The organism is Tolypothrix campylonemoides VB511288_2, from assembly GCF_045999855.1.
In the GTDB taxonomy this organism is placed as follows: domain Bacteria; phylum Cyanobacteriota; class Cyanobacteriia; order Cyanobacteriales; family Nostocaceae; genus Scytonema; species Scytonema bouteillei_A.
This window is the reverse complement of sequence record NZ_JBFPMW010000011.1, coordinates 208741-229486: the sequence shown is the minus strand read 5'-3', so window position 1 is coordinate 229486 and position 20746 is coordinate 208741. Positions and strand designations below refer to the sequence as shown.

Sequence of the window (20746 nt, the reverse complement as noted above, 5' to 3'; positions counted from 1 at the left end):
TCCTTTTTTAATAAAAGATCAGATTTTTATATTGACTTAATTTAATTGGTTTGAATTCTGATTTTTTTAAATTCTACCCATGTTAGTAAATATGCAATAAGCATGACTAAAGTATCTGCCACCACTATTCCATAGTACACACCTCTTGTACCTAAAAATGAACTGAAAGTTAGTACAAAAGGTATTAAAAAAAATAAACTCTTGAGAAGAATTAACAAAACTGCTATTTTTCCATTTCCTAGTGATTGAAACAAAGTGATACTACAAATTCCAAATGGCAGTATTGGTAGTAAAAGATTGAGAAGTCGGAAATTGAGTAAATCATTAGCAGAAAACGTAACAGATGGTAGTAATAAGCCAACAAATGTTGTTGGTGATAATTGAAGATATAGCCAAATTAGGGTTAAGAAGATAGTACTACCAATTCCAAAAGTAAAATAAGCTTTCTTGAGCCTGTCATAATTTTGTGCTCCATAATTCATTCCAAGCACTGGCTGTAAAGCTTGCACAAATCCCATAATAGGAATAAGTGCTAATGCATATACTCTAAAGCTTGCTCCAGCAAAGGCGATATCATTATCTGTACCATAATGAGCTATTGATTTAAAAATTACAACTTGTTCAATTAAAGTGATGGTTTCCATCAGCAATGCTGACGATCCAACTGATAAAACTACAGGAAGTAAATTTATTGATAAAACAAGCTTTTTGGGATGAATAGGAAGAGAACTTTTTCCAAAAATAAAATAGGTAATATTCACAACACTATAAATTAACATAGCGATAACAGTGGCGAATGCCACTCCCTCAATTCCCCAATGAAAGACAATGATAAATATAGGATTTAAGATAGCATTAATCATGACAAAAATACTAGCAAAAATCATGGCTAATCTAATTTTACCTTCTGCTTTAATCAGCTGGCTGGAAGATACTGCTAGTATATAAAATACCGAGCCTAGTGAATAAATTTTAAAATATTTGCCTCCATAGGAGGCAACTTCACCAGAAGCTCCCATGAAGGAAATTAACTCTTCACTAAATTTATAGCCTAAAATTGTGATAAAAAAAGATATAATCAAACTCATCATTATTAAATTGCCAAATATTTTTGATTGAGTTTTGTTATCTCCTGAACCAATAGCTCGACTCAGTACCGAGGCACAACCAACTCCTATTAAGTGAGCACAACCGACAATAATAGAAGTCAGTGGTAGTGCAAGAGATATAGCTGCTAAGGCCGTTTCACCAATAAATTGACCTGCAAATAAAGCATCAAGAAACGTGTTTAAGCCTATCAATAGCATTCCCAGAATACCAGGAATGGTTAATTTCAACATGAGTTGAATTAGATTGCTATTAAGGATTTGATCTGTCACTTTTGATTGCTGATGGAGAGCCATACAAGGTGCTGTGTTCCAAATTTTAAGTCTCAAATATTGTAAATTACTATAGAATCAAACTAAACCGAACTAGAAATAAACTGCTGCGATTTTTCTAGACTCTTACGCTGACCAAGCATGACCATTTTTAAGCCACTAGCAGGGGGATAATTGGCACCCTGTGCTTTGGGTTGTTCTGGTTGTTTCTTAGCTAGTGCTAATTGATAGTGGGAAAGAATAGTTGCCAAAACTAGCTTCATTTCAAATAAAGCTAAAGCTTCCCCAGGACAGCGACGAGCACCACCACCAAAGGGCAAAAACTCATAGGGGGAGAATTGTCTTTCAAGAAAGCGCTCTGGTTGAAATAGCTTTGGTTGTGGGTATAAGTCGGAATTTTGATGTGTTAGATAAATACAGCCAAAAAGCAGTGTTCCTGGACTCAATTCATAGCCCATCAGTTCCACTGGAGATTCTACCCTTCGTGGAAATGTGACTATTTGCGTCGGGTAAATTCGCAGGGCTTCATGACAAACAGCACTGAGATAAGGAAGCTCGACAATCCTTAGCGGATCTGAGGATTCACCAAGGCTATCAAGTTCTTTAAGCAAGCGATCGCGAACTGTAGGTAGACTGTGAATCCAATACAATGCCCAAGTGATTGCAGTTGCTGACGCATCTCGACCTCCAAATAGCAATGAGGGTAAAAGGTCACGCACATCTTCATTCGTCATTCGTTGACCTGTTTCATCGCAGGCAAAGATTAATTCGGAAAGAACATCAGTGCTTTCAGTATATAAAGATGTACTATTGCTTGCCTGTAGATGGCGGCGTTCGTTGATTTCAGCATAAAGCAGTTGGTCAAATTGCCGCCATAAGTAAAGAAAGTATCCCCACGGACTCCAGCGACCTAAATCCTGTTGTAGGAAGCGGAAAGATAGAGATGTTTCAACTAAAGCAGACCTAGCATAATTCATTAAAGTTGGAAGCAGTTGCCTGAATTGTTCGTAACGCTCTCCCGTTTGCAAACCAAGTAAAGTGTCTAATATGACCTGTACGGTAATTGTTTGCATAGTAGGGTAGCTTAAAAAGGCTTTACCAGCTTGATACTGGCTCATAACTGTGTCTGTAATGGCACAGATTCGCTGACCGTAGACTTGTATCCGGTTACCATGAAGGGGAGGCATTAAGAGTTTGCGCCGATGTCTGTGGCGCAAGCCATCAAGTAAAAGTAACCCGTTATTCCCTACCAGTGGAGCGGCTCCCTGGTTTAACTCTCCAGCTGCTACGATCTCTGTACTTGTAAAAATCTGCTTCATTCCTTGCGAATTGCCAACAAACACTATAGGTGTAGAACCAGACACGATGGTGAAAATGTCACCGTAGCGTTTACTAAGAGTATCCATCCAGGCAAGGGGGTTAGCTGCAAATTGCATTCTTAGCAACCAAGCGGGAGTTTTTGGTCCTTGAGGTAGTTTCATCATATTTTGAGTGGATGATTCTTGAGTAGTTAATTTGTTAGTATTTTTAATTTAATGCATTACATTTTTGACCTTCTTGTGGAATGGTCGTTGTACCTATTCTTTTTTCTTGATATTGAAGTTGACTTAGCACCTTCATCTTTACTCCACTAGCGGGATAACACATCAAACCTTCAAATCTTGGTTGTTCTGGTCGTTTATTAACGAGTGCTAAATGGTATCGTGAAAGAATTGTTGCCAAGACTAGCTTCATTTCAAATAGAGCAAAAGTTGCACCAATACAACTACGAACACCTCCACCAAACGGCAAAAACTCATATGTCGAAAATTGTCTTTCAAGAAAGCGTTCTGGCTGAAATTGTTTTGGCTGCGGGTATAACTCCTCACGCTGATGCGTCAGATAAATACAGCCAAAGAGTAGAGTTCCTGGACTTAACTCATAGCCCATCAACTCAACTGGTGATTCTACTCTTCGTGGAAATGTAAACAACTGAGTTGGGTAAATTCGTAGAGCTTCTTGACAGACAGCACTCAGGTAAGGCAGTTCAATTATGCTCATTGGATCTGGGCATTCACCAAGGCTATCAAGTTCTTTAAGCAATTGGTCGCGGACTTTAGGTAAACGATGAATCCAGTACAGTAACCAAGCGATCGCTACTCCTGATGCATCTTGAGCAGCAAATAGCGGCGAGAGCAATAAATCTCGCACCTCTTCATTTGCGATTGGCTCACCCGCTTCATTATGGGCGGAGATTAATTCAGATAATATGTCAGTCTCCTCTTGTTGTAGAGATGCGTCACAGCGGCGTTCTTTAACTTCAGCGTCGAGATGTTGGTAAATTTCTTGCCGTAGGTAAAGAAGGTATCCCCACGGGCTCCAATGACCTAAATCTTTTTGCAAGAAGGGCAACCCAAAGCAGATTTGCATCAAAGGCGAACGCATGTGGTGGAGTACAGCAGGAAGAAAGTGCTGAAGTTTGGTAAAGCGTTCACCCTTATGTAAACCCAGTACCACCTGCATACTTATTTGTAGGGTAATAGATTCGATAGTTGGGTAGGCTAAGAAAGATTTACCTATAGGATACTGAGCGATCGCTTTTTCTGTAAGGTCACAAATTTGCTGTGCGTAGGCTTGCATGCGAGCACCATGGAAAGCTGGCATCAACAGCTTACGTCGATGTTTGTGGCGGGAGCCATCAAGCTGAAGTATTCCTTGTTGCCCTGTCATCAAAACCATATCTCGATTTAACTCACCAGGGGCTTTAATATCTTTTGTATTAGTAAAAATTTGCTTAATTCCTTCTGGATGACTCACGAATACTGCGGGTGTAGAACCAAACATTATCGTGAAAATGTCCCCATAGCGCTTACTAAGAGCATCGAGATGGTTAAGGGGATCGAGCGCCATTCTAATAAGGTGAAACGAGAGGGGATGTTTTTCTACTTCTGGTATTTGCATCAGTCTTTTTTAACGATAAAGCGGAGAGAATACAAAGAGAGGACAAGGAATAATTTTTTTATGCTTTTTGTTTTGCCTTATCAAGACAAATTTTTAATTGATTAGCTAATTCTTGAACGTGCGGTTCATTAAACATTGAAAAATGATTGCCTGGAACTTCTATCATGTTGATAGGTTGAGTAGAGTATCTGCCCCAACCTAACAAAGGATCGTTAGTATGAAACTCTAGACTTTGAAAATCGTGAACAATTTCCTCCCGAGCTTTTAATAAAGTAATCTCTTGAGGGTAAACCTGAGGAACATAATTCCTCATTGCTTGGATATGAGCTTTGAAAAGTTTATAACTACGAAAATGTTGTTCAATTTCTGTATTGCTTATATCAAGATTAGTCTTTCTCATTAAGAGATGGAATTGCTTCTCCAACGGCCATTGAACAAGTTCATCATAGGAAATTGAAAAATCTATACCAAACCAGTTTTTTACAGATTCAGCAAGCCGGAGTAACAATTTAGCATCATCATCTGTTGTTGGCTGAATGGCGCTTTCTGGCAGAATAGTATCAATCACAACAAGTAAATTGACCGTTTCTCCTTGCTTTTGTAGTTGTTGTGCCATTTCAAAAGCTATCATACCTCCGTAACACCAACCTCCTAAAAGATAGGGAGAATGCGGTTGTACAGCACGAATTTCATTGAGATAGTAAGCTGCTATTTCCTCTACGGAAATAATTTCAGGATCTTGTTGGCTTGGTCTTTGTTCTAAAGCATAGAATGGCTGCTCTATACCGAGTTTTTTTGCTAAATTTAGGTAGTTATTGATTTCTCCCCCTGCAGCATGTACGCAAAATAAAGGAAGATTGGAGCCGCAAGGTTGAATGGCTACCATTGGAGAACTTGAAATTACATGGGTTTCTTGGTTAATAATTTTCGCTAGCTTCTCAATTGTCGTATTTTCAAAAAGAGCAGACAGTGCTAGGTTTTTCCCAAAACGCTCATTAATTTGAGCGATTAAGCGTATAGCTAAAAAAGAGTGCCCTCCTAAATCAAAAAAGTTATTCGTAACTCCAATTGGGCTAATGCTCAGAAGATTTTCCCAAATTTTTGCAAGAGCTAATTCGGTAAAATTTCGAGGAGCTACAAAAGATTGAGTAGAGGTCAATGAAATGGCATTATCTGTTGGTAGAGCTTGCTTGTCTACTTTCCCATTTGGCGTTAGCGGTATCGCATCTAATACCACAAAGCTAGATGGTATCATATGCTTTGGCAGTCTCTGTTGTAAATATGGCAAGAGATCTGACGCTAAGTTTTCTTTCTTTTGCACCAAATAAGCAATGAGATGTCGATCGCCTTGAGCATCATTGCGGACAATAACAACAGCTTCTCGAACGTCAGGATGCTGCGCGATCGCTATTGCAATTTCTCCCAATTCTACCCGGAAACCACGAATTTTGACTTGGTCGTCATAGCGACCTAAATACTCAAGCTCGCCATTGTTAAGGTAGCGTACTAAATCACCAGTTTTATAAAGCTTAGTTCCTAGTACGAAGGGGTTATCAATAAACTTTTCTTGGGTTAGTTTAGCACGGTTCAAATAACTCTTTGCTAAACCATCTCCGCCAATGTACAATTCTCCAACAGCACCTTTTGGTACAAGCTGTAAATAGCGATTTAGTACATAAGCTTGTGTATTATCAATAGGATGACCAATGGGAACGCTTGTCGAGCGCTCTGGCAACAATGTTGTATCGTAGTAAGTGACATTAGCAGAAACCTCAGATGAACCATAAAGGTTAATCAGTTTTGCGTGTGGCATTAACTTACGAAAAGTTTGCGCCAAACTAAGAGAAAGCGCCTCACCACTTGTTATCCAAAGTCTTAAATGTGATAAATTCTTCGTAAGATGACCGTAAGTATCTAAAAAGATTTGCAGCAAAGAAGGAACAAGTATGACTCGTGTAATATTATGATTAGCAAGAGTTTCTAGGAAAAGTTGAGGATCTTTGACAACCCCATCAGGAATAATCACAGTCGGAATTCCCCGTAGTAAAGGAGCAAAAATCTCCCATACCGAGTCTACAAAACTAATGGCTGTTTTTTGACAGCAAACTTCCGCGTCCATAAAAGGATAGGTTTTCCACAGCCAGTGTAACCCATTCACTGTACCTTTATGAGTACCGAGAACACCTTTAGGAGTTCCGGTAGAGCCAGAAGTGTAAATCACATAGGCGAGGTTCTCCCCAGTCGATGTATGTTTGGGATTTTCCTGGCTTTCTTGTTTGATTGTTTCCCAATCAGTGTCTAAACAAATAATAGATATTTGTTCTTTGTCATTGGTCATTTGTTCAAAGCGATTAACGAATGATTTCTGACTAATGACCAATGAGACTTGAGAATCACTCAGCATAAAGCTAAGACGCTCAAGCGGATAATTGATATCAAGCGGTAGGTAAGCACCGCCAGCTTTAAGAATGGCTAAAAGCGCCACAACCATTTCTATTGAGCGTTCCAGACAAATGGCAACAAGGGTTCCTGTCGTAACTCCCAAATTTTTTAAATAATGAGCCAGTTGATTAGCTTTATAATTAAGCCGATCGTAAGTAATTGTTTCTGACAGACTCATGAAAGCCAAAGCATCAGGAGAGCAGCTGACTTGCTCCTCAAATAATTGATGTAAAGAAACATGGCGAGGATAGTCTGCGCGAGTATTGTTCCACTCTACTAATAATTGTTCCTGCTCTTGAACAGTGAGTAGTGGTAACTCGGAAATTTGCTGATTGGGGTTAGCAACAATGCTTTCTAGTAAAGTTTGGAAATGGCTGATAAAGAGGTTAATTGTTGTGGCATCAAACAAGTGAGTGCTGTATTCTAAAAACCCTGTTAATCCTTTTTGGGATTCAGACATTGATACAAAAATATCAAATTGAGATGTACCGCTATCAACTTCCAAAGCACGTAAGGTTAAACCAGGAACTTCATGAACGGGCATTGGTGTATTATGCAGGACAAACATAACTTGAAACAGAGGGTTCCGGCTTAAGTCACGCTCGGGTTGCAATTGTTCTACCAATTTCTCGAAAGGCAAATCCTGATGTGCATAAGCATTAAGAGTCACCTCTCGCACTCGGCTCAGAAGCTCTCGAAAGCTGGGATTACCGCTCAGGTCATTACGCAGTACTAAAGTATTGACAAATAAGCCAACTAGTCCTTCTAATTCAGCTCGGTTACGGTTGGCAATTGAAGAACCTACCAAAATATCTTCTCGATCGGTGTAGCGGTAAAGCAATATATTAAAAGCCGCTAGCAAAGTCATAAATAAAGTCGCTTCTTCCCGCTGGCTTAACTTATTCAGTGCCGCAGTTAAGGTTTGGGAGAACGTAAAATATTGCTTTGCACCTATAAAAGTCGCTACAGTGGGCCGCGGACGATCTACAGGTAACTGTAATACAGGCAATTCACCGCTGAGTTGTTGTTTCCAGTAATTAAGTTGGGTTTGGAGCAATTTACCTTGTAGGCGATGGCGCTGCCAAACGGTAAAATCTCGGTACTGGATAGGAAGTTCAGACAGAGGAGAAGACTGACCTGTCGAGAAAGCAGCATACAACGTTGCTAACTCACGTGCAAATACACCCATAGACCATCCATCTGTAATAATATGATGCATGGTTAAAAGCAAAACGTGCTCTGTCTCCCTTAAACGAACCAAAGTTGCTCTGACTAAAACTTCAGTGGCTAAATTAAAGGGCTTTTTTGCTTCCTCAGTTGCAAGTTGCTGAATTATGGGTTCCCAATCTTTGTTCGATAAATGCTCAAGGTTGATGAGCGGTAGCTCCCAGGTTAATTTGGATGTAACCACTTGCATTGGTTGTTCATCCACTATGATAAAAATTGTGCGCCAAGCTTCATGTCGCCTGAGAATTTCGTTGAGACTTTGCTGAAGTGCCTCCACATTAAGCGAGCCTTCTAAATGAAGGACGCTCGGAATATTATAGAAGGGGCTTCCCTGATAAAGTTGGTCAATAAACCACAACCGTTGCTGAGAAAAAGATAAGGGAACAGGGTTGGAATGCAGACACTTAGGAATAGCGTCTGTTTTGAAATTCCCTGCTTTCCACTTGTCTAAAAGAGCTTTTTTAGTAGGTGATAAATTAGAGTATTGCTTATCCATTTCTAATGACTAATAGCGAATGGCTAATGGCTAATGGCTAATTGTTAATTTATACTAGCTAAAATAACAGCAACTTCCTCTTCAGATAATTCATCAATCTTTTTCAAAAGAAGTTGTTCAATCATTTCTGCTTGCTTAGCTACAGTCAATCCTTCCAGTAAAAGGTCACGGAGTGGTAATTCCACAGGAAATATTGCTTGTAACCGTGAAGCTAATTGAGTGGCAATGAGAGAATTTCCTCCTAATTCAAAGAAGTTGTCATAAAGACTAACTTGCTCAATTCCTAAAACCTGTTGCCACATATGGGTAATTTGTTTTTCTAAGTTGCTTGTTGGAGGAGCATAAGAATTACTATAGTTTGGACTTAAATAATGTGAGGATATTTTTTTTTGATGGGAATCTTTTATATCATCTGATAAAGGTTCTATTTGAAAGCTATGGTTGCTCTTCGCATTTAAATTTATTTTAGAATCAACAACCAATTTTTCCTTATTATATGATGGCAACTTCCCGTCAATCCAATAACGCTGGCGTTCAAAGGGGTAAGTAGGTAAGGGAAGACGATGGCGTCTTTCATAATTGTAAAATCCTGACCAATCTATCTGTATACCTGCCATGCTAAGACGACCTAATGTATTCAGCATAAAAGCAACATCTGATTGTTGTTCTTTAGGATGGCGTAAAGAATTAAGTACTAATTGTTTAGCATCTATTTCTAAGTGCTGTTTAGCAAATGTGCTTAATGTTCGCCCTGGACCAACTTCTAGTAAAATTCCTTCTGGTTGTTTTAACAACTCAAGAATTCCAGAAGAAAATCTTACCGTCTGATGTAGATGTTGGCTCCAATAACTTGGGTTGGTTGCTTCATCTTTCTTAATCCAAGTACCAGTCACGTTAGAAATGAAGGGAATTTGAGGTGGTTTTAAGCTAACTTGTTTAACTGCAAGAGTGAAGGATTCCAACACGTCTGACATCATGTGAGAATGGAAGGCATGAGAGGTGTGTAAACGACGACAATCTACGCCTTTGGAAGTTAAATAGTTCTGTAACACCTCTATAGCTTCTGTTCTTCCTGAAACTACACATGAGGAAGGACTGTTAATTGCTGCTAGTTGTAGAGATGTTGTATGTAACATCTCTACACCTAACAAAGATTGCACATCTTTTTCAGACAGTGCAACAGCAAGCATACTTCCTGAAGGCAGTTCCTGCATCATTTGACCTCTCGCTGTCACCAGAGTTAACGCATCTTCTAAAGAAAACACTCCAGCTAAAGTAGCGGCTACATATTCACCAATGCTATGACCAATCATTGCTGTAGGAGACACACCCCACTCCATCCATAACTTGGCAAGGGCGTATTCAATAACAAACAGAGCAGGTTGAGTTATTGCTGTCTGTTGTAGAGAGGCGATACATTGCGTTTCTACATTGGTCTGTTGTTCATTTGGATAAAGTATCTGACGTATATCAAGACCAAGGAGAGGTTTAAGAATATCTGCACATATATCAATTTGTTTGTAGAATGTTGGCTCAACTTCATAAAGTTCCTGCGCCATGTTCGCATACTGCGATCCCTGCCCAGGAAACATAAAGACGATTGGGTGGTGGCTGGGCTTTTGGTAGTAGGTGAATACTCGTTGCGGATCTAAAGAGGTGAGTGTGTTAATTGCATCTTGTAAATCAGAACAAACCACCATCCGTTGATGCTCGAAAGTCCGACGACCAACTTGGAGGGTGTGAGCAACATCAGCAAGGTTAATATCTGAATTTTGTTGAAGATAATAAGCTAAGTTGACTGTGGCGTACTCCAAAGCGGAAGAAGTTTTAGCTGAAAGTAACAACAACTGCCAAGGACGTGATGGAGAAGTGATAGATCGCGATGCCACTGGTGCTTCTTCGAGAATAACGTGAGCATTAGTTCCTCCAATACCAAAAGAACTGACACCAGCGCGGCGAGGGGTGCTTTTGCTCTTCCATTCCGACAACGCAGTATTAACGTAGAAGGGGCTGTTAGCAAAGTCAATTTGAGGATTGGGTTGATCAAAATTTAAACTAGGAGGTATTTGTTTGTGTTTTAGGGCTTGGACAGTCTTGATTAAACCAGTAATACCAGCAGCTGTGTTTAGGTGCCCAATATTGGTCTTTACAGAACCAATTGCACAAAATCCTTTTTTACTGCTGTTAGAACGAAAAGCTTGTGTCAGAGCGGTAATTTCAATCGGATCTCCCAAAGTTGTTCCCGTACCATGAGTTTCAATATAGGAAATGGATTCGGGTTCAACTCCAGCCAAAACAAGCGCCTCTAAAATCACTTCTCTTTGACCATCTACACTAGGAGCTGTGTAACCAACCTTTAAAGAACCATCATTATTGATAGCGGAACTTTTGATAACCGCATGAATAAAATCACCATCCGCGATCGCTTCCTCTAACCGTTTCAAGACCACTACACCCAACCCGTTACCAAATATAGTTCCTCCGGCTTTTGCGTCAAAGGCTCGACAGTGACCATCAGACGACAGAATTCCCCCTTGCTCGTAATAGTAGCCCGTGCTTTGTGGCACTATTATTGAAACACCACCTGCGATCGCAATATCACTTTCTCCATTTAATAAACTTTGGCATGCAAAATGAACAGCGACCAACGATGTAGAACAAGTTGTTTGAACATTAACACTTGGTCCTGTTAAATTTAACTTATAAGAAATTTGTGTTGTTAAGTGGTCTTTCTCATTTCCAAGAAAAATTTGAAATGCTTCTACTGGTTTGAGCGATAACCAATTAGGATATAGGTTGGAAAATATGTTTGAAAATAAGTAAGAACTTAAATTTGCACCAGCGAAAAGACCAATTTTACCAGTGTAAGTTTGAGAATTATAGCCAGCGCTTTCTAGAGCTTCCCAAACGCATTCCATCAAGAGGCGATGTTGTGGGTCCATTATTTCGGCTTCTTTAGGAGTAAATCCGAAAAATGACGCATCAAATAACTCTATATCTTCCAAGACACTGCCTGCTTTCACATAACTAGGATCGGTTAGAACAACTGGATCGACTCCTGTAGATGCTAGTTCATCATGAGTGAAAAAAGAAATTGATTCCACACCGTCTCGCAGATTTTGCCAAAAAATATCAACATTTTTTGCTCCTGGAAAACGACCTGACATACCGATGATAGCTATTTCATCTTTATTCTCAAAGCTATTAAATTCATTTGACTCATTCATCAGCATAAATTTTTATTTGATTTAACCAGAGAATTTCTAAGCACATTTTGAGTTTAAAGCACCGTTACATTAATCAAAATGGAGACAAACGACCCAGTTTTTCCAAAGGTGCAAAGCTGAATAAGCTTTTACGCTTTTAATTTACACAGTAGGGCTGGCAATACTTCTCGGTTAAGCATTTTTTTCCTCCCCTGCACAAAAGTGCTTGTCTCACTCGACAATTTTCTCAGCCCTTGCTGTATTGGTAGAGGCAGACGGGAACGCTCTCCTCACAAGAGTTAGGTTTATTAAGGTTGTGCAAGTTAAATAATTGTTAGCTTGTCTTGTTGACCTACAGACTAAATATTGTTAGTCTTTATAAAAAAACTGGGTTCCATAGGATTAATGTACTGAGTTTCTAGAGCTTACGAGCAACATATGCCATCCTTAAGTCTTCCAAGAAATGTGTTGGAAAATCTTTATCTTTTGTTAAATCATAGATCGTTACTTTTGTGAAGCCTGCTTTTTCTAGAGCAAATTGAACTTCTGCTTTAGAATAACCTTGTATTGTACAAACGCTTTCTGAACGTTGCCATTGTCCATTCAACAGTTGAAATGTAACTCGCTGGTATTGATATGATTTCCCATCAGGGGTATTGTTCGTATAACGCTCCAGCCAAGCATAATCTTCTCCAAAATCACCATCGGCTAGAGGATTTTCAATTGGACTATCACCGTCTAGTACTCTCGAGCCTTCAGTTGAGTCAAATACAAACCAACCATTTTCTAAAAGTGCTGAGTAAATATTTTGGAAAGCCTTTGTTAAATCATCAAGATTTAAAATATGATTGAAGACATTATTTGATGCAACAACCGCATTGAAAGTAGGTGGTAATTCTAAGGAGAGTATATCATCTCGCATAAATCGACCATTTGGTATCTTTTTACGAGCAAATTCCAACATCCCGTCAGATATATCGAGACCAGTGACTTGATAACCTTTGTTTATCAGCTTTCTTACTAGCTCTCCTTTCCCGCAGCCAATGTCCAAAATATAGCTTCCTAAGGGCAAATATTCTAGGAAATGTTTTCCCACAAAATTTAGCCAGATATCACTGACTTGTTCTCCTGAATACGCTACATTTACGTCATTATAAAACGAGCGAATATTCTGTTCAAGAGATGCATTTGCTGAAGACATAAAGATTCCTCCATTTCTCAACAATTATCACGTCATTTTTTTGCTCTTTTTTAAAGAAATTGAAATTGCAACTTCAAAGCAATTTCAATCTGCTCGTTCAAAACGATATCGATATCATCTTCAGTAGTTAATGGATTTGCAATGACCGCACGTAAAGCAATTACAGGAATTTTTTTGTCAAATTCCGAAATTATTTTTGTGGTTCGAGAGATAAAAGTATGACCTGTTTGACGTTGATTTTTTTGAAGATTCTCATTGAATTCATTAATCAGTAAGTTATCAATTTCTGTTAATTGTTTTTTTGCAACTAGCCCTCTCAATGGCTCTGGAATATAGCGATAAATGAGCAAGTTAGTATCAGGTTCTGCTAGCAATTCAAATTCAGGCATTGACCGGATACGGTCTGCCATATATTGTGTTTTTCTAATACCTTCATCAATTAAAAATTCATAACCTTGGCTTCCAATCAAGTTTAGTCCAGCATGTAAGAATAAAGCCATACCTGGTCGAGAACCTTCTAAAGCGCGTTTACCTAAATCGAAGGAGCCTTTACGCATTGTATAACTTGCTTGTTTTTCGATCGCTTTCGCCAAGTGTGGGTCACGCAGAAAAAGCATACCAATACCCATTGGTAGATAGAGCTGTTTGTGTCCATCAATGGTCACTGAATCAGCTCGTTCGATACCAGCAAGTTTATGTCCGTGTTGTTTGGAAAAAATGAGCGGTCCGCCCCAGGCAGCATCTACGTGAAAATGAATATTGTTTTGTTGTGCAATCTCTGCGATATCAGAAAGTGCGTCCACTCCACCAGAATCCGTCGTTCCTGCAATACCGACGATAGCAATAATATACTGGTTTTGCAGACGACACTGTGCAACAGCTTGGCGTAACGCAGATATATCTACTCTCCCTTCACGGTTAGCGGGAATTTTAACCAAACCACGGGTACCGATACCCAATAAATCAGCGGCTTTATCAAAAGAGTAATGCATCAACTCAGAACCAATGATGACGGCTCCTTTGTAGCCATAAAAATCTAGGGCGGCAGTTAAACCTTCTGTTTCTACGCCAAGAAAGCCATCCTTCGGCCCCAAAAAAGCATTGCGAGCACACCAAAGCGCTGTAATATTAGCCGTTGTACCGCCAGAAACTAAAATTCCCAGTGTACTCTCGCTGTTTTGAGCGTGCTGAGCATAAAAGCGATCGCCAAATTGGTAAATCAGTCGGTGCATCATTGCTAAAGCCTGACGTTCATAGAAGCTTAGAGCTTTAGCTGTTTCTATTTTGACGGAATTTTGGTTCATTGCCGTCATGAGTTTAGCCAGAGGTTGCACAAAATAGGGAAGTGCAGAGGTCATGTGACCAATAAACTTTGGTGAAGATGTTTGTACTGAATGAGAAACAACATTATTAGCTAAGTATTCAAAATAACTATCAAAATTAGAGGGTTCGATAGGGACATTACTGTCAGCAAACTTTTCCACTAAAGAATCGATGTCAATGTCAGTACTAGTATTATTGACCTCTAAAAAATTTTCAGCTAAAGTTGCAACCCGCACATCCATCTTTTTTCCTATAGATGTTGCATGACTCAATGGAGTAAACATTTGCATGACTTTTTCTTCAATTCCATACTTTAATGCTGACTCAACCTCAAGACAGTAATTTGGTGTGGTTTCTTTTTTACTTAATGTCATTTTGCAATCCCTATCCTTTTTGCTTTCTGGCTGCTCGATGCTTTTGTCCGATTTGTTTTCGGCGCTGTATCGAATCTGTTATAATTTCAGCTTTTTGAGAAGGTTGTAGAAAAGATGTTTGTTTGCGTGAATTATGAGTTAAATAGTTGGCTAGGTGACTTATAGTTGGATATTGGAACATTTCAACTAAGGAAAAATCTTGTTGAAATATTTGTTGTAGCTTGCTATGAACCTGAACTAAGAGCAATGAGTGACCCCCAAGCTCAAAGAAATTATCATGGATACCAACTTCCTCAATGAGAAGTATTTCTTGCCAAATCCTGGCAATGGTTTGTTCTAGCTCTGTTTGTGGTAACTGATAAACTGATTCCAATTCAGGACGTGTACGAGCGGGAATTGGTAGCGCTTGGTAATTAATTTTGCCATTGGGCAAGAGTGGTAAAGCCTCCAGCATTACAAAGGCCGCTGGCACCATATAATCGGGTAGTTTCTCTTTTAGCCAGCAATGAAGTTCAGTGACAGTGGTTGTCTGTTGTGGATAAGGAATGACATAGGCTAATAACTGCTGTTCATTAGATTCATCGTCCTTGCAAACAACCACGCTTTGCTGTACTGCTGAATGTTGACTCAAAATTGCTTCAATCTCTCCAAGTTCAATACGGAAGCCACGAAGCTTGACTTGATGGTCAATGCGCCCCAGAAATTCAAGATGGCCATCAGGGAGGTAGCGAACCAAGTCCCCAGTTTTGTATAGACCTGCACTTGATTTTGAATTTTGAATTTGGGATTTTGGATGACTCATCTGACTCAAATCCCCCAATCTAAGATCTAAAATCGGCAATCCAAAATCGTTTGAGATAAATTTTTCTGAGGTCATCTCAGGTCGATTTAAATAACCTCTCGCCAGTCCTGCACCACCAATATACAACTCACCTGGCACTCCAATGGGAACACGCTGTAAATGCTTATCTAACACATAAATTTGCGTATTAGCTATGGGACGACCTATTGCAACTCGCGAAGGAGCGTTATCTTGAGGGGTGATATTGTAGCAAGTGACATCAGCAGAAACTTCTGAGGAACCATAAAGATTCAAAAGGATGCTTTCTGGCATACTCTGCCGAAATTTTTGCAATAAGTCAATTGAGAGCGCTTCTCCACTAACCACCCAAAACTTTAACTTGGGTAATTTTTTTTGCAAATCGTTTTCAGTATTCAATAGCAAACGCAGTAGCGAAGGGACAAGAACTAACCGCGTCACGTGGTTACTTGCCAGGGCTTCTATAAATTTTTGCGGATTCTTAACTAAAGCATCGGAAATAATAACTGTCCGCACCCCTTGCAATAAAGGTCCAAAAATTTCCCAAACTGAATCCACAAAGTTTAAGGATGTCTTCTGGCAACAAACTTCTGTTTCTGCAAACGGATAAGTTTGCCACATCCAGTAAAACCGATTTACAGCACCTCGATGGAGACCGAGGACTCCTTTGGGTGTTCCAGTAGAACCAGAGGTGTAAATGACATAAGCCAAATTGTCAGATGTCGTGTTACATATTGGGTTCTGTTGACTTTCTTGAGCAATAGTGTGCCAGTCTGTATCTAAACAAACCACTTGTGCGTTATGCTGGGGAAGTTTTGTTTTGTTTCGTTGTTGAGTGAGTAACACTGGCACTTGTGCATCTGATAGCATGAAGGCTAAGCGCTGTTGTGGATATGTCGGATCTAAAGGTAAATAAGCACCTCCAGCCTTGAGAATTCCTAACAGCCCAACAACCATGTCGAGCGATCGCTCTACGCTTATGCCTACCAATATCTCTGGTCCTACACCCAACTTGTGCAAATAGTGTGCTAGTTGATTTGCACGCCGATCGAGCTCCGTATATGTCAGTTGTTGATCTGCAAAGGCTACAGCAACCGCATTGGGTGTACGCTCTACTTGAGCCTCAAATAACTGATGAATGCATTGCTGCAGTGGATACTCAGTTTGTGTTTCATTCCACTTCAAAAACTGTGTCTTTTCGGCTTCAGTCAATAGAGGTAGCTCCCAAAGGTGCTGCTCTGGATTATTAACAATTCCAAAAAGAAACGTCTGTAAATGCCCAGCCATCCTGTGTATAGTTTCCGCTTCAAACAGATCGGTATTATATTCGAAAGTCCCAACTAGTCCTGAAGCAGTCTCTTCCATGGACAAGGTCAAATCAAACTTTGCTGTACCACTGTTATTTTCAAGAAGACTCAAGTTTAAACCCAATAACTCTATCTCTGACACTGGTGCATTTTGAAGGATGAACATCACCTGAAATAGAGGTGCGTGGCTTAGCGATCGCTGCGGTTGCAACTCTTCTATCAGCACATCAAACGGTAAATCTTGATGGGAGTAAGCTTGTAATGCTACCTCTCGCACCTGGCTTAACAACTCTTTGAAGGTAAAATGGCTGTCAAAACGAGTCCGAAACACTAAGGTATTAACAAAACAACCAATGAGCCGTTCTATCTCAGAGCGGTTGCGGTTGGCAATAGGAGAACCAACTACAATATCTTCACTTCCTGTATAACGATGCAGCAATATTTTAAAAGCTGCTAGCAAAGTCATAAATAAAGTGCATCCTTCTTGCTGACTCAAAGTCTTGAGTGCAGTAGATTGCTCTTGAGAAATTTGAAAAGAACAAGTAGCACCCCGGAAAGTTTGAATAGCAGGTCGTTTGCGATCGGTAGGTAATTCCAGCACTGTTGGCATTCCATCTAATTGTTGCCGCCAGTAAGTAAGCTGGGACTCTCGTGTCTTTCCTACAAGCCATCGCCTTTGCCAAGCGGCAAAGTCTGCATACTGAATCGGTAGGTCAACAAGAGGTGACGCTTGCCCCGTACAAAAGGTTTGATAAAGTACAGAAAGTTCGTGTAACAGTACACTTATTGACCAACCATCAGAGGCAATATGGTGCATGGTAAATACCGCTACGTGCTCTTGTGCTCCAAGGCGCAGCAATTTCACGCGAATCATTAAGTCAGTTGTTAGGTCAAAGGGCTGTTGTGCCTCAGCAAGTGCCAATTGTTTGACTTTAGCTTTTTGTTGATCTGAAGTTAATTCACTCAAATCAATCACTGGCAATGACAATCTTGTTGCTGATAAAATGACTTGTATGGGTCGTCCTTCAACTGTTTTAAAGGTAGTTCGCAAGACTTCGTGGCGACGTAAAATTTCGTTAAGGCTCTGCTCAAGGGCATTTTGATTTAGCTCTCCTTGCAAGCAGATAGCGGCTGACATATTGTAGAAAGAGCTATTAGGTTGTAGCTGAGCCAGGAACCACAAACGTTGTTGGGAAAAGGACAGAACTAACTCTCCGTTCCTTGGAATGTTTTCAATAGGAGAACTTCCCAATCCTAACCCCGCCTTAGTGCTCTTCTCAATGTCTGGTGCTAACTCAGCTATTGTTGGCTGCTCAAACAAGCGACGCAGAGGAAACTCTATCTCAAAGATTTGTCGTACCTTAGAAATAACACGGGTCGCCAGTAGAGAATGGCCTCCCAATTCAAAGAAGTTATCGTAGATGCTGACTTTCGTAACACCAAGAACTTCTATCCAAATACCAGCTAACATCTCTTGAATGGGAGTAGAAGGAGAGACAAAATTGCGATCGCACTGAAGCTGTATCAGATCGGGTGCGGGTAGCGCTCGGCGATCTACCTTACCGCTAGGAGCTAATGGTAGAGTTCTTAGCATTACAAAAGCTGACGGCACCATATGTTGTGGTAACCTTTCTTTTAAGAGGTTCCGGAGTTGTGACACTAGTTCGCTACTGATTGGCGATTTTTGATTTGATAGTGCTTCATCCACATTGTCATGTGGCTGCTGAACCTCAAATTCTGGAACTATATATGCCACCAAACGCTTTTCGCTAGGCCGATCTTCTCTAACAATAACTACACTTTCCCTCACCGCCGAATGCTGATGCAAAAGTGCTTCAATTTCTCCAAGTTCGACGCGGAAGCCTCGAATTTTTACCTGGTTGTCTATACGCTCTAGAAATTCGATATTCCCGTCAGGGAGCCACCTTCCTAAATCTCCAGTTTTATAAAGTAAATCTTGATTATTTTCTGGCAATTTTTGTTTGGTATTTGGAAAGGGATTAGGAACAAAACTTAATTTAGTTTTTGCTTCATTTTTCCAATACCCATTCCCTACGCCGATACCGGATACACAAATTTCTCCAGGAAATCCTATCGGTACTAATTGCATTTGGCAATCGAGAATATAGAGATTTAAGTTAGTTAACGGCTTACCAATAGGAACAGTCCGTAGGTTTTCTGGTAAAGCTTTATCGGCTATAAACTGTGTAATATCATCAGCAGCCTCGGTGGGACCGTAAGCATTAGCTATCTTGATTGAAGGATATATACTCAACCACTGATTAACTCGCTGTACCGATATTGATTCTCCGGATACCATCATCCACTTCAACTCTGGTAACAATCGTCGCTCTTCAGGTAATTGGGAAATATAGCTTAGCAATCCTCCAAATACTGCTGGTACTAGTTCAACAACTGTTATACTTTGCTCTTTAAGAACTTCAAATAATTTTTCAGGAACAAAACTTGTTTCTGTGTCAACGATAACTGTTTTACCACCAATAAGGAGTGGAGCTAAAAATTGCCAGACAGAAATATCAGTAGAAGAAGGAGCGCTTTGTAAGAAACAAAAATCTTCTGTTAATTCTAGTTCATCAAATTGTGCATATATATGGTTAATAGCCCCATCATGCCGAACGATAGTACCTTTGGGCAATCCAGTTGAACCAGATGTATATAGCATATAAGCTGGAGCAGTTCCTACATGGCTCCTTTCTGGATTCTTTTTAGAACAATTCTTGAAATCGAGAGAATTGTAGATTTTAACATCACTCAGGCTGAAGAATTCTTTGTGCGTAGGTGGAGCGTCCAAACAAATTAAGCATTTTAGGTGCGAACAATTCTCTAGTAAGCTTTGCAAAATCTTTAAACAGGAAGAGTCTGTTAAAATAATTTGCACTTCGCTGTTGGATACCATGTATTTGATTCTATCCGCCGGATAGTTACTATCAATAGGTACATAAGCTCCACCAGCCTTATGAATCGCAAGTATACCGAGCAAAAAATTGATGTCTCGCTCTTTGAAAATCCCTACAAACTCTCCTTCCTCAATTCCTAAATTTTGCAAAAATGTGGCTAATTGATTAACGTTTTCATTTAGCTCTTGATATGTTAAATGAAGTTCTTTATAAACAACTGCAATCCTACTAGGATTTTGTTCTACTTGATTTTCAAATAATTTGTCAATCGTCTGCTCCAAGGGATATTTTTTGACCTTTTTATTAAATTTTTCCAATAACTGTTGTCTATCAACTTGTCTTAAAAATGCAATATCAGATAATGGTATTTTAAAAGAAGTGTTTATAACACTTTCAAGAACATTGTTATAAGTGTTTATAAAAGACTTAAGAATCTCTTCGTGAAAAATATTACAATTGTAATATATTTTACCATTTATCTGGTTCCCAGTTAATCTAAACGAAATTGTCAAATCATTATTTAGATTTATTATATGGTTTTTGAGGTGTATATTTTCTAATAAAACTACTATATCAAAAATCGGACAACGATTTTGATTTTGTGGTAATTTTAATAACTTTACTAATTCATTAAAAGGATAATTTTGATGAGTATAAGCACTTAATATTGTCTCTTTGGCTTGTAAGAGAAATTCTTGAAATGTCAGTTGATTTATTATGTTAAAACGTAGGGGAACAATGGTATTTGAACAGGTATCACTTCCCTTAAATTGATAAATAGGAGAACCAATAATCACATCACGGTTATTAGTGTATTTTTGCATCAATATACTCAGTACGGATACAAGAACTATGTATATAGATAAGTCAGAGCGATTTGTAAACTGAATAAGAGCTTCAGATAAATCAGTAGATAATTCAAAACTTATCGAATTATGCTTACCTTCATAGGTTATTGGTCTAACATAATCTAGAATCAAATTTGTCTCTGGTAATTCTCCAAATAATTGATTTAACCAATAAATTTTGTCAGAAAAGATTTCTTCAGGAGCTAATGTATTTTTACTTTGATTAGCCAACATCATCTATCACCCTTTAGTACAGATTACTCAA

General features: G+C 39.3%; 8 protein-coding genes. All 8 read right to left on the bottom strand.

Annotated features, from left to right (window positions below):
- Positions 1 to 41 precede the first annotated feature (41 nt).
- Positions 42 to 1403 carry an MATE family efflux transporter gene (locus AB0756_RS28370; protein ID WP_050045659.1) on the bottom strand — a complete coding sequence of 454 codons (1362 nt, stop codon included), beginning with the start codon at positions 1401 to 1403 and terminating at the stop codon, positions 42 to 44.
- Between the two features lie 59 nt (positions 1404 to 1462).
- Positions 1463 to 2860, bottom strand: coding sequence for a cytochrome P450 (locus tag AB0756_RS28365; protein WP_038081828.1), 1398 nt, complete (start codon positions 2858 to 2860; stop codon positions 1463 to 1465).
- A gap of 46 nt (positions 2861 to 2906) precedes the next feature.
- On the bottom strand, positions 2907 to 4319 hold the full coding sequence (locus tag AB0756_RS28360; protein ID WP_050045660.1) for a cytochrome P450: 1413 nt from the start codon (positions 4317 to 4319) through the stop codon (positions 2907 to 2909).
- A 58-nt stretch (positions 4320 to 4377) separates the two neighbouring features.
- A complete protein-coding gene (locus tag AB0756_RS28355; protein WP_050045661.1) occupies positions 4378 to 8484 on the bottom strand; it encodes a non-ribosomal peptide synthetase in 4107 nt (1368 codons plus the stop codon).
- Positions 8485 to 8528: 44 nt separating this feature from the next.
- Positions 8529 to 11711 carry a type I polyketide synthase gene (locus AB0756_RS28350; protein ID WP_050045662.1) on the bottom strand — a complete coding sequence of 1061 codons (3183 nt, stop codon included), beginning with the start codon at positions 11709 to 11711 and terminating at the stop codon, positions 8529 to 8531.
- A gap of 397 nt (positions 11712 to 12108) precedes the next feature.
- Positions 12109 to 12891 (bottom strand): class I SAM-dependent methyltransferase, encoded by a 783-nt coding sequence (locus tag AB0756_RS28345; RefSeq protein ID WP_038081832.1) that lies wholly within the window; start codon positions 12889 to 12891, stop codon positions 12109 to 12111.
- A 50-nt stretch (positions 12892 to 12941) separates the two neighbouring features.
- On the bottom strand, positions 12942 to 14588 hold the full coding sequence (panP, locus tag AB0756_RS28340; RefSeq protein ID WP_038081835.1) for a pyridoxal-dependent aspartate 1-decarboxylase PanP: 1647 nt from the start codon (positions 14586 to 14588) through the stop codon (positions 12942 to 12944).
- A 10-nt stretch (positions 14589 to 14598) separates the two neighbouring features.
- The gene (locus AB0756_RS28335; RefSeq protein ID WP_167844655.1) at positions 14599 to 20718 is read right to left on the bottom strand and encodes a non-ribosomal peptide synthetase; all 6120 of its coding nucleotides are present in this window, start codon (positions 20716 to 20718) and stop codon (positions 14599 to 14601) included.
- Positions 20719 to 20746 lie beyond the last annotated feature (28 nt).

Bases quoted from the DNA above. Each gene is read 5' to 3' on its own strand.
- panP (WP_038081835.1), bottom strand. From the start codon at position 14,588: ATGACATTAAGTAAAAAAGAAACCACACCAAATTACTGTCTTGAGGTT.
- AB0756_RS28335 (WP_167844655.1), bottom strand. From the start codon at position 20,718: ATGATGTTGGCTAATCAAAGTAAAAATACATTAGCTCCTGAAGAAATC.
- AB0756_RS28365 (WP_038081828.1), bottom strand. From the start codon at position 2,860: ATGAAACTACCTCAAGGACCAAAAACTCCCGCTTGGTTGCTAAGAATG.
- AB0756_RS28360 (WP_050045660.1), bottom strand. From the start codon at position 4,319: ATGCAAATACCAGAAGTAGAAAAACATCCCCTCTCGTTTCACCTTATT.
- AB0756_RS28370 (WP_050045659.1), bottom strand. From the start codon at position 1,403: ATGGCTCTCCATCAGCAATCAAAAGTGACAGATCAAATCCTTAATAGC.
- AB0756_RS28355 (WP_050045661.1), bottom strand. From the start codon at position 8,484: ATGGATAAGCAATACTCTAATTTATCACCTACTAAAAAAGCTCTTTTA.
- AB0756_RS28350 (WP_050045662.1), bottom strand. From the start codon at position 11,711: ATGAATGAGTCAAATGAATTTAATAGCTTTGAGAATAAAGATGAAATA.
- AB0756_RS28345 (WP_038081832.1), bottom strand. From the start codon at position 12,891: ATGTCTTCAGCAAATGCATCTCTTGAACAGAATATTCGCTCGTTTTAT.